This is a genomic window from Rossellomorea marisflavi, from assembly GCF_009806575.1.
Taxonomy (GTDB): domain Bacteria; phylum Bacillota; class Bacilli; order Bacillales; family Bacillaceae_B; genus Rossellomorea; species Rossellomorea marisflavi_A.
In genome coordinates, this window is sequence record NZ_CP047095.1 from 1,135,320 (window position 1) to 1,150,011 (window position 14,692).

The following is a 14,692-nucleotide window of genomic DNA, read 5'->3' on the forward strand; positions in this document are numbered from 1 at the left end:
TGCTTCCTTTTTTGTTTTTTCGGCAGGCTGGCAGTATCCCTGCATTTAGAAAAATTATACAATGGAAATATGGAAAAGGTTTACTACTACATAACTGAAATGGGGTGGGGGAAATGAAGAAAAAAATCGGTTGGATCCTTGCAACAGCCACAGCCTTAATCGTTGCAGCACCACTGTACTATTTCATCACATTATCTCTTTACGAGCCGTCAGAGGATCTATACCACTTTCCAGTTCCTACACATGCGAAACTGGTCGGGGATAATGAGCATGGTCATCAGTATGATTGGTCAAGGGCATCTGAAGAAAACGGGATTCCCTATGGATTTGAAATGGTCCTCAAGGCCAATGGATGGGAAAAAGGAGAAAGGGAAGGGGCTTCCGTTTATTACACAAAAGGGGATCACACAATAGACCTGATGTCGACATCCAAGCACCTGGATATCCTCAGAGTAGACCGATAGATATGAGCGCATTCAACTGAAGGAAGCGTGAAAGGACCGCGTAAAAAGCACAGAGTGCCTCGCAGCGGAGGAGGACCGACTCCTCCGGGAAAGGCGGGCAGGTGAGACCCTGGAGGCGCAGCCGAAGCGGCTCACCGCACGCCCCGCGGAAAGCGGTCCTACGGAGCGGAGAGGCACGGACCAATCATGAAGACTTAACTTCTACATGTGCCTCCCACTCACTCAAATACATATCCGGTTCATCTACCGGCTCACTGTCCAGCCTGCAGATGAACTCAAGGGAATTCCCGTCCGGGTCATGGAAATAAACCATGGCGTGCGCCTGATCGGGCATGACGATCGGCTCCACAGGTTGGAATCCGAACGCTTCCCTCATGGCAATGCCGCGTTCCTTCAGCCACTCCTTCGCCGTGCTCAAGTCTTCCAGGTCGACCCGGAAGGCGATGTGCCTGATCGACGCGTGATAGGGGATGTTTGCCTGCTCGCCTTCCCACAGCCCGATCCAGCTTTCATTCTCCACGATCCAGAAGAAGGCGGTCTTCTTGTATTTCTTGGCGAGCTTCAGCCCGAGTCCTTCATAAAATCCAATCGCGCGCTCAAGATCGCTGACGGGTAAATGGGCTTCGTATAGTCCTTTGATCATGATGTTTCCTCCCTTAATAAGCTTGTTAAGGAAAGTGTACCGGTAGGAGAGGGAAGTGCCACCGTGTAAAAGGATGATTCTTTCATACGCCATAAGTCGCAGAGATTCCTAATGTTTCCATGAGGGCGATACGTGGTATGGTGATGGAAGAAAGGTGGAAGAGGAGGTGCCCGACGTGGACTGGAAAAAATACTTTATACTACTGCCGCCCTTCCTGATTTTCACCATCCTTGTCTTCCTTTTCATCCCGTATCATCAGCTCCTGTTTGCGAGTCTCATCATCATCTTCTTTTGGATCCTTTATTACATATGGGTAGCCGTGGATAAAGCAAGAAAAGAAAAATCCGAATAGTGGATACAAATTGTGGTGCACGCCTTGACTTGGGTGCACCTTTTTCTTATGATGAACATATCATATATGAACACATTGTCATATACTCAAATAGGATAGGAGTTTGAAAATGGGAAAGAACAAGAATGAAGCGATCGAACCAGAAAAAATAGAAGAAAGTCATCTCTGCACATGTGATGCCATCGATGAAGAAACCCTCTTCATGGTCACACAGACGTTCAAGGCCTTATCGGAGCCGACCCGGGTGAGGATCCTTCATTTGTTGGCGCAAAAAGAGCATTCCGTCAATGAAATCGCCGAGAAGCTTTCACTCCTGCAGACGACGGTTTCACATCAGCTCAGGTTCCTGAAGAACCTCCGTCTCGTCAAGTATCGCCGTCAGGGAACGACCCTATTTTATTCAGCGGATGACGATCATGTGATGAATCTTTTGCAGCAAACGATCCACCACGCACGGCACCATTAACGACTGGGGGAACACATAATGAAAGAATACAAACTCCAGGGTCTATCCTGCAGTAACTGCGCGCGGGAAATGGAAGAGGAGATCAATAAGCTTGATAACGGGGAAGGATCCAGGATCCTTTACAACAGCAGCAAGATGGTGCTCGCCGACGGGGTCGACATGGGACGTGTGGAGAAGATTTTGCACGCGGATGGAGCAGCAATCCAGAAGGATGATCATGACCACGGGGCTCACGGCCATGATCATTCCCACACAAGCAGCAGCCGGATGAAGATGCTCCTTGGTGTATCAGCGGTCATTTTCCTCCTGGCGATTTTCGTTGACTCGGTGATCAATCATCCAGCATCGATTGCCCTGTATCTTTCCGCCGCCGCCATCAGCGGATATCCCACGTTCCTCAAGGGAGCAAAGAACCTGTTCCGCCTGAAGTTCAACATCGATACGCTCATGACCATCGCCCTCATCGGGGCCTTCTCCATCGGTGAATGGAAGGAAGGTACGCTTGTGGCGATCCTGTTCGGCGTCAATGAGCTCCTCGAAGGCATGGGCATGGAGAAAGCGCGCCGCTCCATGGAAGAGCTGCTGAAAGTCGCACCGAAGGAAGCCATCCTGTTGAAAGACGGGGAAGAGAGCGTCGTACCGATCGCAAGCCTCAAGGTGGGGGACATCGTCCTCGTGAAGTCGGGACAGAAGATCCCGTCCGACGGGATTGTGGAATCGGGCAAAAGCTCCGTGAACGAAGCCGCCATCACCGGGGAAGCGATGCCGGTTGAAAAACAACCGGGAGAAGCCGTATTCGGTGGCAGCATCAACAACGAAGGGGTCCTGAAGGTATCCATCCAGAAGGAATACCATGATTCATCCCTCGCCAAGATCCTCCATCTGGTGGAAGAGGCACAGGAGACGAAGACCCCGACGGAGCAGTTCATCAACACGTTTGCCAAGTATTACACCCCGCTCATCATGATCATTGCGGCCTTGGTCATCGTCATCCCACCCCTGTTCCTGAACGGGGAGTGGGGAGAGTGGTTCTACCAAGGGCTTGCCGTCCTCATCGTCGGCTGTCCGTGCGCCTTGATCCTGTCGTCTCCCATTGCCATCGTCTCAGGGATCGCCCGCAACGCGAAGAACGGGATCCTCGTCAAAGGCGGGGTGTTCCTCGAGCAGCTCGGGAAAATCGACACCATTGCCTTCGATAAGACCGGCACGCTCACAAAAGGGGAACCCCATGTGGAGCAGGTGAAGATCTACGACGACCGCTTCTTCACCATCGCCGGGTCCATCGAGAAATCCTCTTCCCATCCCATCGCCAAAGCCGTCATGGAGCGACTGGCGAGAGAGGACCTCACCTTCATCGAACCCGACGAGATCAACACGATCACCGGGCAAGGGGTCTCGGCCATCCTGAACGGCCGGACATACAAGGTAGGGAATGAAAACAGCATCTCCTTTGGACTATCAGACGAGATGAACGGTGAAATCCAACGGCTCAAGCGGGAAGGCTACACCCTGGTCATCGTCTCCGATGAAGAGCAGGTCCTCGGCCTCTTCGGAATTACCGATGAGATCCGGGAAGAGAGCCATGACATCATCGAACGCCTCCACTCAGCAGGCATCAAGCGTACGGTCATGCTCACGGGCGACCACGACCGTACGGCCGAGAAAGTCGCGAGCAAAGTCGGACTGACCGACTATTATGCGAGCCTGCTGCCAGACGAAAAGGTCGCCAAGGTCAAAGAGCTCACCAGGACCGGCCGCGTGGCCATGGTGGGCGACGGCATCAACGACGCCCCGGCCCTCGCCACGGCCGACCTCGGGATCGCCATGGGGAAAGGGACCGACAGCGCCATCGAGACCGCCGACCTCGTCCTCATGCAGGACCATCTCGGCAAGCTCCCATCGGCTATCAGGATCGCCAAACGGGTGAACCGCATCATCAAAATCAACATCACCCTCGCCCTGGGACTCAAGCTCATCGCCCTGCTCCTCACGATCCCGGGTCTGCTGACGCTCTGGATCGCCATCCTGTCTGACATGGGTGCCACGATCCTCGTCACGCTCATCAGTCTGACGGTCATGCTTGGGGAAAAGAAACAGGGTTGATAGGAGAAAGCAGGCCAACCGCGGCCTGCTTCTTTTTTTTGCGATGGCATGAGAGGGGAGTCGGTCATAAGGAGTGGAAGTAGAGGATAAACGGAAGAACCCGGTCAATCCGCAAGCAAGTTGGAAAGAAGCCCGTGAAGTTGGTAATGGATTTTGTAGAGAATCAGAGAGTTGGTAATAGATTCTTCAAAGTCGGTAGAAAAAATCCGATTGTCGGTAAAAAAATTCAAAAAGCCGGTAATAAAGCAGATCCGTGTTATCCAAAAGAAGACAATTTTTAATGAAATCAAAGGAAATCGGACAGCATGCGGCTAGTCCTCCAACGCCTCTCTAATAAAAATCCACCAAATTCTACCGTATATGATACTCTAAAAATGGAAGGGAGGTCCAAATATGAACCCACGAACAGACCATGAAGATGAAATCGATATAAGAAAAACGAAGAACCTGACCGGGATCGGGTGCCTCCTTGCTGTCGTCCTCCCCATCCTCCTTCTCCCATTCATCATCGGATGGCTCTTTTTCAGGACCGGTGAAACCACCCTTGAAATCAGTTCGTCCCCCCATGACGTTCACACCATCGAGGTGGTGAAAGTGGACGAATTCCCCGATCCTGTCATCGATATCCGATACGGGGATCAGGTGATGACGAAAACCAAGATACCTGATGAGATCAAGATCCATTGGGAAAGTGATCAAAAAGCGACGGTCACCCTTATAAAAGGAGACCGGAAACAAACCATCCCTATTATATTCGACTAATAATCTAACACGAAATGGACGTGACCGACTCGATGACCAGCCACTATACCATCCGCCAGGCGCAAATGAAAGATGCACCACGACTATCCACCATCCGTCCCATTATCGATGGCGAGACTGAATTCATGGACCGGGAAAAGGGGGAGGCCTTCATCACGCCTGAAGGATTCCGCACGATCATCCAAACGGATGAAGAAACGCCCAATCATCTTTTCCTCGTAGCGGAAACGGACGGTGAGATCGTAGGATTCTCCCGGTGCGAAGGAAGTCCACTGAAACGTTCCGCCCATAGAGTTGAATTCGGCGTCTGCCTTCTGAAGGCCCACTGGGGAAACGGCATCGGCCGCAAGCTCCTTGAACAGTCGCTGCAGTGGGCAGACGCCCAGCAGATCAGAAAGGTCACCCTCTCCGTCCTCGCCGACAACCATAAAGCCATCAAGCTCTACGAACAGTACGGCTTTATAACCGAAGGCATCCTGGTGGACGACAAACGGTTGAGCGATGGAACCTACCACGACACGCTGATCATGGGAAGGATCCAAACGTCACACCTGCCGCCAGGCTGAAATGCCTGTTCACCCCCCCCATCTTCCTCATTAAAAAGCGTGATCTGCCCACCGGTCACGCTCAACCAAACAATCTACCCATTAGATATATTTGTAAAAGTTATAGGAAAACAATCCCGATTTTGCTATATTTGAAATAATCAGATAAAAAATAGGGGGATCTACACATGGACTTTTCCATCGTATGCAAAGGGTTGAGGAAGGAATTCCAGGGGGACGGCATCAAGACGCGCGCCCTGGACGAAGTGAATGCCACATTCAAGAAGGGCGAGTTTGTGTCCATCGTCGGGACATCGGGGTCGGGGAAATCAACCCTCCTGAGCATACTCGGTACATTGGACAGTCCCACTTCAGGGAGTATCCTCTATAACAACGAAGACATTAAAACGTATAACAAAAACGGGCTCGCCGACTTCAGGTTCAATCATATCGGCTTCATCTTCCAGCAGTTTCATCTGCTTCCGACCCTTACATCACTGGAAAACGTCATGGCTCCCCTTTTCTCAAGGAATGTATCATATAACAAAAAAGAACGGGCAGAAGCCGTCCTCGAGCGGGTGGGGCTGAAGGATAAAATGAACTCCCTGCCGTCCCAGCTTTCAGGCGGGCAGCAGCAGAGGGTGGCGATCGCCAGGGCCATTGTGCATGAGCCCCACTGGCTCCTTGCCGATGAGCCGACAGGGAACCTTGATACGGAGACTGGGGATATCATATTTTCCCTTCTGACCGAACTGAATCGCGAGAAGGGCTGCGGGGTGATATTCGTGACCCATGATCCGGCCCTTGCTGCCAAGGCAGACCGGATGATCGAGATGAAGGACGGGAAGATCCTGTCGGATAAGGAGCTGGCCCGGGTATGATCAGATTCATATGGAATAACTGGTGGCGCAATAAAGGGCGCTTTATCCTGCTCCTCGTCGGGGCACTCATCGTCAGCACGGGACTCAGCTACCTGGTCGGGGTCACCCAGTCAAACAACGGGACGATCGTCGAAGAGCTGCAGAACAGGTGGGAATCCTCGTATCATATCGTCGTGCGCCCGCCTGATACGAGAAGTGTCACGGAGGAGTTGAATCTCCTCGAGCCCAACTATCAGAGTGGGCTCTCCGGTGGCATCACGATGGAACAGTATGAAAAAATCAAAACGATGGAAGACATTGATGTCGCAGCCCCCATCGCCATGATCGGCTTCATGAACAATTCCATCGAGATGAATACATTGACCATATCCGAGCCCGGAGTGTACCGCCTGAAGATCACCGATGAAACGGATACAGGTGCAGGCATCCGGAAAGATGGGGGCAATACGTACTTCACGGTAGGGAACTGGCAACCGGAAGGTCTCGGGAAGGAGTACGGGGCTTCGCCCTTCATGGGCGAACAGTCCCTCGAGATGGGTTCTGAAGTCATGATCGCCGGGGTGGACCCGGAAGCGGAAAGCGCCCTTGTCGGACTTGATCAGTCTGTCCTTGATGAAGCAGGGAGCCGATATTTTAAACCGGACGATCAAGCCGAAGTGGTGGAGTATGAAGATGAAGACTTCACCCAGACCAGGATACCCGTCCTCCTCAGCAACCGGGAGTACGTAGAGAGCAAGGTCACCTATACGCTCATGAAACTTGATCTTCCGTTTTCTACTGAGGAACAGGCAAAAACGATGGAGAAGGTGAAGGAGAACGGAGGGCAAGACTACCTGGAGAAACAGTCGGGTGAAGAGGTAAAGTCCTACACCTTCACAACCGAGGAGGCCCATAAAAAAATCCTCGATCAGGCGATGCATCCTGATCCCGAATTGAGTACCACCAAGGAGAATTTCATCGCCTTTCAAGCAACCCCGGTCAACTACCGCCCGGTAAGCAGTCCGTTTTCCGAGCGATGGCCGTTTGCCTATGAGGTGGAGCCTTACGAGATCCCTGAAGGGGTACCCCTCGCTGAAACCGACGCCTATCGTCCCGTCAAGATGTTCGGGGATGGGAGTTTCAACGATTGGAAGCGGGTGAAGATCGATGTCAAAGGAATCTTTGACCCTGCGAAGCTCAACATCTCAAAGGATCCGTTGACAGAGCTTCCCATGGAAACCTACTTCCCTTCGAAGTCGAATCTCGTGCTCGATCAAAACGGTGAGCCTGTGAACCCTCCTCAGGAAATGAAGCCCCTGAACAATCCGTATGGGTTCCTGACAAAGCCGCCGATGATGCTGACGACCCTTGATGCCGCAGCGGAATTGATGGGAGAGAAGCCGATTTCGTCGATCCGGATCAAGGTCGCAGGCGTGGAAGCCATGACCGATGAAAGTGAAAAGACACTTCAGGAAGTCGCCAAGCGGATCGAGGACGAAACCGGACTCATCACCGATATCACCCTCGGGTCATCGCCTCAGCCGGCCCTGACCCATATCCCGGGCATCAAGGGAGAAGAGTCCATCGGCTGGGTGGAACAGCCGTGGATCAAAATCGGTTCATCCATGACGATCTTCAAGGAAGCAAAAGTGGGCTTGAGCGGGGTGATCGCAAGCGTCATCCTGGTGGCCATCATCTACGTGTTCTCATCGAACCTCATCATGATGTACACGAGGAAGAAGGAGTTCGCCGTCCTATTATCCATCGGTTGGAGACCGGTCCAGCTGTCGCGGATGCTCTTCACGGAAGCCCTGATCCTCGGGACCTTCGTGTCGGTGGTGAGCTGGATCATCCTCGGATACTTCACCGTCACCTCCACGGTGGAGACGTCGCCGTTCAGATTCCTTCTCATGGGGCTGTTCGGCATCCTGATCTATCTGCTCGGAACGATGATCCCTGCGTATCTTGTCGGGAAGATCAAACCGTATGAATCCATGAAGGCAGGAGAGATCTCCCATATCGGCAGGAGGCTGATCCCATCCGCTGCGATCTGGTCCATGAGCCTGAACTCCTTCCTGTCGAGATGGAAGCGGAGCTGCCTGTCAGTGGTCTCCATTGCCCTTCCGACCAGCCTGTTCGTGGTGTTCCTCTTCATCACCTACCGGTTGAAGGGGGTCATGTTCGCGACCTGGCTCGGGGAGTACGTCGCCATGGAAGTAAGCTCGATGCATTACATCGCCATGGGCGTCGCCTTATTGATTGCCATCCTCACCACAACGGAAATCATGTGGCAAAACATTTCGGAGCGTCAGCCCGAAATCGCCCTGCTGAAATCCATCGGGTGGAAGAATCGTTCCATCCGCTCCCTGGTTCTCTATGAAGGGGCATTCAGCGGACTGTTCGCCGGCATCATCGGCATCTTCATCGCCTTTGTATTTGTTTGGAAAATCTACGGGGAACCGCCTCTGGAGCATGCGCCATTTTTTGCCCTGGCCATTGTCATCCCGATCCTGACGGGGATGGCGGGAGCGCTTTTCCCCGCACACAAAGCGGTGAAAGTCCAGCCTTATCAAGCGCTTGGCGGCACAGCGGAGCATTCGGGGAAAACGGAGAAGCGGGTGAAGGTCACCTTGGGTGTGGCGACTGCAATCCTCTTCATCGGCCTTGTCACCATCTTATCTCAAGCGATCCCTGACTCGAAACCGGCTGTCACCACCGCTGATACCAAGGATGTGAAGGGGACGGATGGAGCAATCCAAACATCCACCGCCCCTTCAAAAGACGAAACAAAATCGGATGCTAAACCTGAAGCCAAACCGGAAGGCGAAGAGGTGGCCTTGGACCGCGAATTCTGGAAAGTAATCGAATTCGAAAAGCCGTGGAACGCCGATCCCCTTCAGTATACGTTCAGGCTGGATGAACCTAAGAAAGCCAAGGCAAACACGAAATCCATCGTCATCAAAGCACGGATCCAGAACCTGACGACGGAAGATGAGTGGGATGACTATAAGATCACCGGACAGTTCTTAAAGGATCAGGATGGGAAAGAATACCAGCCTGTCGACACCGAGGTCATTTCCCGCAAGAACTGGAACGGGATCCGGATGAAGCCGGGAGGGGAAGCGATTGTTTCCCTAGCGTTCGAAGTACCGAAAAACAAGGAAAACTTCAATTTCATTCTGTCCCGTGTCTCCCAGCCTGGGGATGTCGTGATCAAGCACATAGACAAGGGACTCTGACGACAGAAAGGATCCGGCCATGAAACGATATAATCTGATTGTCATCTTTAATGAAGCGATGGATAGGGTCCTTCTGTGCAGGAGGAGGAAGGATCCGTATCAAGGATTGAGCAACTTCATCGGAGGGAAGATCGAAGAGGGTGAATCAGGTCAGGCTGCCGCCTACAGGGAAATGGAGGAGGAATCGGGCCTCACGGGGGAAGATGTCTCCCTGTTCCACCTCATGGACTTGACCTATCATCTCTCGGGATTCGACCTGGAAGTCTACGCGGGGAGATGCATGCGTGACGTCGACGTGCACGGAGAAGAAAATGAACTCTATTGGTCTCCACTGGATGTCGACTTCACCGATCAGACGCACTATGCAGGAGAAGGGAGCCTGGGGCATATCCTTGCCCACGCTGCCCTTTACAAGTCTCTCTTTTTTCAGGAAACCATGGAAGTGAAGTGATGGTTTCACAAGACGCCCGGCAGCAAGGGACCCAGATGCTGCCGGGCGTTTATTTCTGTTTGATCCGGCTCCGCTCTCTCATTACACAGAAAACTAGATTCTCAGGAACAATCCGGGATAGTCCACCACCAGCCCTTCCCTGTCTACAAAGATGCTGGATTCATAGGTGGGGCTTTGATAACGGAATTCCCTGATACCGTTTGAATCCCGGAGAAGGGTGTAGTGCTGGGTGACCTTCCGGAATGTGAGATCTGGCACTGAAAGATAGACGACGTCCATGCTCACGGTTCGGCCCTGCACCCACTCCATTCGGTTGATGGGGAGGGAGTTGGTGAAAGGGGTGCAGGAGATGTCGATATCGATGGCTCCGGTCAGCTCCTCGATGGGCCCGTGTTCCCTGTCGAACCAGCTTCCAGATCCGTCGGCATGAAGGGTCAAGGACCGGTCACCGATGCGGAGAGAACCTTTCCTGAACGTCCAGGATCGATCCAGTTCAAGGCTGTAGTGGACTTCCTCTGCTGAATGATGCACCGTGCTCTGGATCGTGATGCACCCGTCCTTTTCAGCGAGGGAGAGTTCTTCCGTTTCTTCACGTTGATTTTTCCAGCGAATCATTTTCTTGTCCTCCTTTATGAAATGCGAATCGGTCCTTGCCGGCGCACCCGTTCTATGCCAAAATAAGGCCGGGAGGAAAACGACTATGAAACAGCAACTACTGCTCTTCATCTACTTCACCCTGGCCATCGTCAGCTTCTTTGCCCTCTATGATTCGTGGGTGATCCTGAAGTCGGGCTGGCGCGTGGAATCATTCCTGTTCATTGCGATGGGAATCCTCGCCATCATCCTGATCATCCGTCACCTCGGGAAGAGGAAGTAGATACAAGAAAAGCCGGAGATTTCGTATGAAAATCTCCGGCTTGTTTTTATAGGTATGACTCTATCTACATGATACAAAAAAACGGAATATAAGTCTATTTATTTTTTTGATTCAATGTGAAAATAAAGAAGTGCACAAGGAGCGTAACGTTACGACTTTCTGACGAAAAGAGGGCGTACATTGAAAAAGAATCTATCAACAGACGAAGCGATCGAGCGATGGAATGAGCACGCGGAGGCATTCACGGCAGGCTACACGGAGGAGGGGGACCGGAGCAGGCGAATCCTCTTGAATCCCGCGATCTTCTCCCTTCTCGGGCATGTGGAAGGGACGGAGATCCTCGATGCAGGCTGCGGAGAAGGGTATTTGAGCAGGCTCCTGGAACGGAAGGGGGCCCATGTGACGGCCGTGGATTATTCCACGGAAATGCTCAAGCTTGCCGAAGCGAAGACGACGGAATCATCCGGGATCCGCTACCACCATGGAAACTGTGAGAATCTGAATTTCCTGGATGATCGGTCGTTTGATAAGGTCGTCTCCAATATGGTCATCCAGGACCTTGAAGATCACACGGCGGCACTCCGGGAATGCTACCGGCTCCTGAGAGATGGCGGGACGCTCGTCTTTTCCATCCTCCACCCGTGCTTCATCACGCCGGGAAGCGGATGGATCCGGGATGAACAGGGTGAAAAGGAAGCGTGGAGGGTATCCGGATACTTCCTTGAGGGAGTCTATGAACAGCCGTTTCCCGAAGGAGCCGAAAACAAAGTGGTCTTCTACCACAGGAGCCTCACCACGTACACGACTGCCATCCGGGAGACAGGTTTCATGATTGAAGAGATGGTGGAGCCGAGACCGTCGGATGAACTGGTGAGGGAGGATAAGGAGTACAGGGAAGACCTGATCCACCCGAATTTCCTCGTATTCAAACTGAGGAAGGGGAAAAGGGATGTAAGCTGGTCTCCTGGACTGTAAACTGTAATCCAGCAAAGAACTTGCCGGGTATCCCGGCATTTTTTTGTTGCCCACTGGTGGGGCGGTTGTTGAAAGCTCCTTCAGCATGTGATAGAGGCCACTTTAACTGAGCACACTAAATGGGAAGATGAGGCCGATGACGTACAGTATGAAACAGGTCACAGAGATGACGGGTGTACCTGCTTCTGCCCTGCGATATTATGAGAAAGAGTGCATCCTGCCCTTTGTGGACCACAACGATAAGGGAATCAGGGTGTACGATGACGTGAACGTTGAGTGGATCTATTTTATCCTGGCCCTCCCTGAAACGGACATGCCTATCAGGTAAATCAAAGAGTATGTGGCTCGTTATATGGAGGGGGATGCCACAAAAGAGGAGAGGCGAAAACTTCTTCTTCAACCCGAGCAGAATGTCGAAACGAAGCTGAGCTCCCAGTTCGAGTATTGGAAGCGGATCAAGAAGAAGCTCGTATCCTACGGGGAGATTGAGAAGAACCTCCAGTAGGAGAAAGCCCACCGGATCCCGGCGGGCTTTTCGTTTAACTCCATTTCTTCACGCGTTGTAATCTCAATGCATTCAACACGACCGAGACCGAACTGAACGCCATGGCGGCCCCTGCTACCCACGGGGCAAGCAGCCCGGCTGCGGCAATGGGGATGCCGATTGTATTATAGGCAAATGCCCAGAAGAGGTTCTGTTTGATGTTGCGCATGGTCTTGCCGCTCATCAGGATCGCATCGGCAATGCTGTGAAGATCACCGCGCATCAAGGTGATATCAGCGGCTTCCATGGCTACATCGGTCCCGGTGCCGATGGCCATCCCTATAGTGGCCGTGGCGAGGGCAGGTGCGTCGTTGATGCCGTCCCCGACCATGGCCACATTTTTACCGACTTTCTGAAGCTTTTTGATTTCAGAGGCCTTTCCTTCCGGGAGGACTTCTGAAATCACATCATGGATACCGACCTGGGAAGCGATCGCTTTCGCTGTGCGCGTGTTGTCCCCCGTCATCATGATGACATTGATGCCCATTTTCTGAAGTCGTTCGACGGCAGCCTTTGAGGTTTGTTTTACCGTATCCGCGACAGCCAGGAGTCCTGCATACCGTCCGTCGATGGCGACAAGCATGGCGGTTTTTCCCTGTGATTCAAGCTCTGCTTTTTTTTCGGCGATGAAGGCGACTTCCACCCCAAGCTCATCCATGAAGGCCCTGGTGCCGATCAGCACATGCCGGCCATCGACTGTGGCACGGACGCCTTTACCGGGAACGGCCTCGAATGATGAGGTGGAAGAAGGGAGTGCCCCTTTATCCTTCAGACCCTGGACGATGGCCTGTGCCAGGGGATGTTCGGATTGCTGCTCCGCGGAGGCGACGAGTCGCAGGAAATCATCCTCTTCCACCCAATCAGCCATGAGATGATCGGTCAGGACGGGTGCTCCATTTGTGACGGTCCCGGTTTTATCCAGCACCACGGTGTCGATGAGCTGGGTCTGTTCGAGGTGCTCCCCGCCTTTGAAGAGGATCCCGAATTCCGCCGCCCGTCCGGAACCGGCCATGATCGAAGTAGGAGTGGCAAGGCCGAGAGCGCACGGACATGCGATGACAAGGACGGCGATGAAGACTTCAAGGGCCTGGGTGAAGTCACCCGGCTCGATCCAGATCATCCATATAAGGAAGGTAAGGAGGGCGAGGCCCACCACGATGGGAACGAAAATGCCTGATATCCGGTCCGCCAGGCGCTGGATCGGTGCCTTGGATCCCTGGGCATCCTCGACGACCTTGATGATGCGGGCAAGCGCCGTATCTCGTCCGACTTTAAGGGCCTTCATCCGGATGGCACCGTTCTGATTCACCGTTGAACCGAACACTGGATCGCCGATGATCTTGTCGACAGGAAGGCTTTCACCTGTAAGCATGGACTCATCGATGGACGTATGGCCATCCGTCACTTCTCCGTCAACGGGAATTTTCTCACCAGGCTTCACGATGACAATGTCTCCGGTTGCCACTTCCTCTACCGGAATGTCGATTTCCTTCTCGTCCCTATAGACATGGGCCGTTTTTGCCTGCAAACCCATGAGCGTCTTGATCGCCTCGGATGAACGTCCCTTTGCGTTCGCTTCGAACAGCTTCCCGAGGAGGATCAGGGTGATGAGGACCGCGCTCGTTTCGAAATACAGATGGGGCCCGTGATGGCTTCCGGCCGTCACGATGGCCTGGTACAGGCTATAGAAGTAAGCGGCGGATGTCCCCATGGCTACCAAGACATCCATATTCGCACTTCCATTCCTCAGTGCTTTGTATGCTCCGATGTAGAACTGTGCCCCGATGATGAACTGCACGGGTGTTGCCAGGATCAGCTGGACCCACGGGTTAGTAAGGAAATCGGGTACGTATAGGAAGGAAGTAAACGAAAAATGGCCTACCATCGTCCAGAGTAGCGGAAGGGAGAGAATGGCGGAAAGGATGAACTTCCGCTTCTGGACCTTGATGGCTTTCTCCCGGTGATCGCCTGCATCTTCCTGGGATGGCCGGTGGGCACCGTACCCGAGCTTCTCAACTTTCGCAATCATTTCACTGACGGAGGTTTGAGAAGGGTGATAGGAAATGACGGCCTTCTCAAGGGCAAGGTTTACGCTTGCAGATGTGACGCCATCGAGTTTTTTCAATCCTTTTTCAATCCGGGCCGAGCAGGCGGCACACGTCATCCCGGTAATCTCAAGCTCCGTTTTTTCATGGACGACTCCATACCCGAGAGCATCGATCTTCTCTTCCAAGTCCTTTTCACCAAGTTTGGCAGGGTCATAGGAGATGGACGCTTTCTCAAGGGGGAGGTTCACGGTGGCCTTTTCGACACCGTCCAATTTATTCAGTCCCTTTTCAATCCGGTTCGCACAGGCGGCACACGTCATGCCCGAGATGTTCAGGGTGGTTTCTTTCTTGTTTGCATTCATG

At 52.8% G+C, this 14,692-nt stretch carries 17 protein-coding genes; 14 read left to right on the forward strand and 3 right to left on the reverse strand.

Features of this window, described 5'->3' with window-relative positions; all coding sequences use genetic code 11:
* Positions 1–113: 113 nt before the first annotated feature.
* Positions 114–464: a hypothetical protein gene (locus D5E69_RS05995; protein WP_159129426.1), complete on the forward strand. Its 351-nt coding sequence runs from the start codon at positions 114–116 to the stop codon at positions 462–464.
* Between the two features lie 184 nt (positions 465–648).
* On the opposite strand, the gene D5E69_RS06000 is transcribed toward D5E69_RS05995, so the two are convergent.
* Complete coding sequence (locus D5E69_RS06000) at positions 649–1,107, reverse strand: VOC family protein (RefSeq protein WP_159129427.1); 459 nt, start codon at positions 1,105–1,107, stop codon at positions 649–651.
* Positions 1,108–1,282: 175 nt separating this feature from the next.
* Between D5E69_RS06000 and D5E69_RS06005 the strand changes: the two genes are divergently transcribed.
* The 9 genes from D5E69_RS06005 (at position 1,283) to D5E69_RS06040 (ending at position 9,885) form a co-directional block, all read left to right on the forward strand.
* A complete protein-coding gene (locus tag D5E69_RS06005) occupies positions 1,283–1,459 on the forward strand; it encodes a hypothetical protein (protein ID WP_156185293.1) in 177 nt (58 codons plus the stop codon).
* Positions 1,460–1,661: 202 nt separating this feature from the next.
* On the forward strand, positions 1,662–1,925 hold the full coding sequence (locus tag D5E69_RS06010) for an ArsR/SmtB family transcription factor (RefSeq protein WP_231578972.1): 264 nt from the start codon (positions 1,662–1,664) through the stop codon (positions 1,923–1,925).
* 18 nt (positions 1,926–1,943) lie between these two features.
* Positions 1,944–4,028, forward strand: a complete 2,085-nt coding sequence (locus D5E69_RS06015) for a heavy metal translocating P-type ATPase (RefSeq protein WP_063190792.1) — start codon at positions 1,944–1,946, stop codon at positions 4,026–4,028.
* 146 nt (positions 4,029–4,174) lie between these two features.
* A complete protein-coding gene (locus D5E69_RS23800) occupies positions 4,175–4,309 on the forward strand; it encodes a hypothetical protein (protein WP_262370536.1) in 135 nt (44 codons plus the stop codon).
* A 112-nt stretch (positions 4,310–4,421) separates the two neighbouring features.
* Complete coding sequence (locus D5E69_RS06020) at positions 4,422–4,790, forward strand: hypothetical protein (protein WP_048005212.1); 369 nt, start codon at positions 4,422–4,424, stop codon at positions 4,788–4,790.
* A 32-nt stretch (positions 4,791–4,822) separates the two neighbouring features.
* A complete protein-coding gene (locus D5E69_RS06025) occupies positions 4,823–5,356 on the forward strand; it encodes a GNAT family N-acetyltransferase (protein WP_231578950.1) in 534 nt (177 codons plus the stop codon).
* 167 nt (positions 5,357–5,523) lie between these two features.
* Positions 5,524–6,216: an ABC transporter ATP-binding protein gene (locus D5E69_RS06030; protein WP_048013627.1), complete on the forward strand. Its 693-nt coding sequence runs from the start codon at positions 5,524–5,526 to the stop codon at positions 6,214–6,216.
* Complete coding sequence (locus tag D5E69_RS06035) at positions 6,213–9,434, forward strand: ABC transporter permease (RefSeq protein WP_053073053.1); 3,222 nt, start codon at positions 6,213–6,215, stop codon at positions 9,432–9,434. The genes D5E69_RS06030 and D5E69_RS06035 overlap by 4 nt, the downstream gene beginning before the upstream one ends.
* A gap of 19 nt (positions 9,435–9,453) precedes the next feature.
* Positions 9,454–9,885: an NUDIX hydrolase gene (locus D5E69_RS06040; RefSeq protein ID WP_048013626.1), complete on the forward strand. Its 432-nt coding sequence runs from the start codon at positions 9,454–9,456 to the stop codon at positions 9,883–9,885.
* A gap of 93 nt (positions 9,886–9,978) precedes the next feature.
* Here D5E69_RS06040 and D5E69_RS06045 read toward each other — a convergent pair whose 3' ends face one another.
* The gene (locus D5E69_RS06045) at positions 9,979–10,500 is read right to left on the reverse strand and encodes a putative glycolipid-binding domain-containing protein (RefSeq protein ID WP_048013625.1); all 522 of its coding nucleotides are present in this window, start codon (positions 10,498–10,500) and stop codon (positions 9,979–9,981) included.
* 85 nt (positions 10,501–10,585) lie between these two features.
* On the opposite strand from D5E69_RS06045, the gene D5E69_RS06050 reads away from it, so the two are divergent.
* The 4 genes from D5E69_RS06050 (at position 10,586) to D5E69_RS06065 (ending at position 12,242) form a co-directional block, all read left to right on the forward strand.
* Positions 10,586–10,762, forward strand: a complete 177-nt coding sequence (locus D5E69_RS06050; RefSeq protein ID WP_159129428.1) for a hypothetical protein — start codon at positions 10,586–10,588, stop codon at positions 10,760–10,762.
* Positions 10,763–10,942: 180 nt separating this feature from the next.
* Positions 10,943–11,737 carry a class I SAM-dependent methyltransferase gene (locus tag D5E69_RS06055; protein ID WP_048013623.1) on the forward strand — a complete coding sequence of 265 codons (795 nt, stop codon included), beginning with the start codon at positions 10,943–10,945 and terminating at the stop codon, positions 11,735–11,737.
* A 148-nt stretch (positions 11,738–11,885) separates the two neighbouring features.
* Entirely contained in the window at positions 11,886–12,065 is a 180-nt protein-coding gene (locus tag D5E69_RS06060; RefSeq protein WP_159129429.1) for a MerR family transcriptional regulator, read from the forward strand.
* Positions 12,066–12,089: 24 nt separating this feature from the next.
* Positions 12,090–12,242 (forward strand): hypothetical protein, encoded by a 153-nt coding sequence (locus D5E69_RS06065; protein ID WP_156183333.1) that lies wholly within the window; start codon positions 12,090–12,092, stop codon positions 12,240–12,242.
* A gap of 34 nt (positions 12,243–12,276) precedes the next feature.
* Here D5E69_RS06065 and D5E69_RS06070 read toward each other — a convergent pair whose 3' ends face one another.
* Positions 12,277–14,691 (reverse strand): heavy metal translocating P-type ATPase, encoded by a 2,415-nt coding sequence (locus D5E69_RS06070; RefSeq protein ID WP_063190790.1) that lies wholly within the window; start codon positions 14,689–14,691, stop codon positions 12,277–12,279.
* Position 14,692 lies beyond the last annotated feature (1 nt).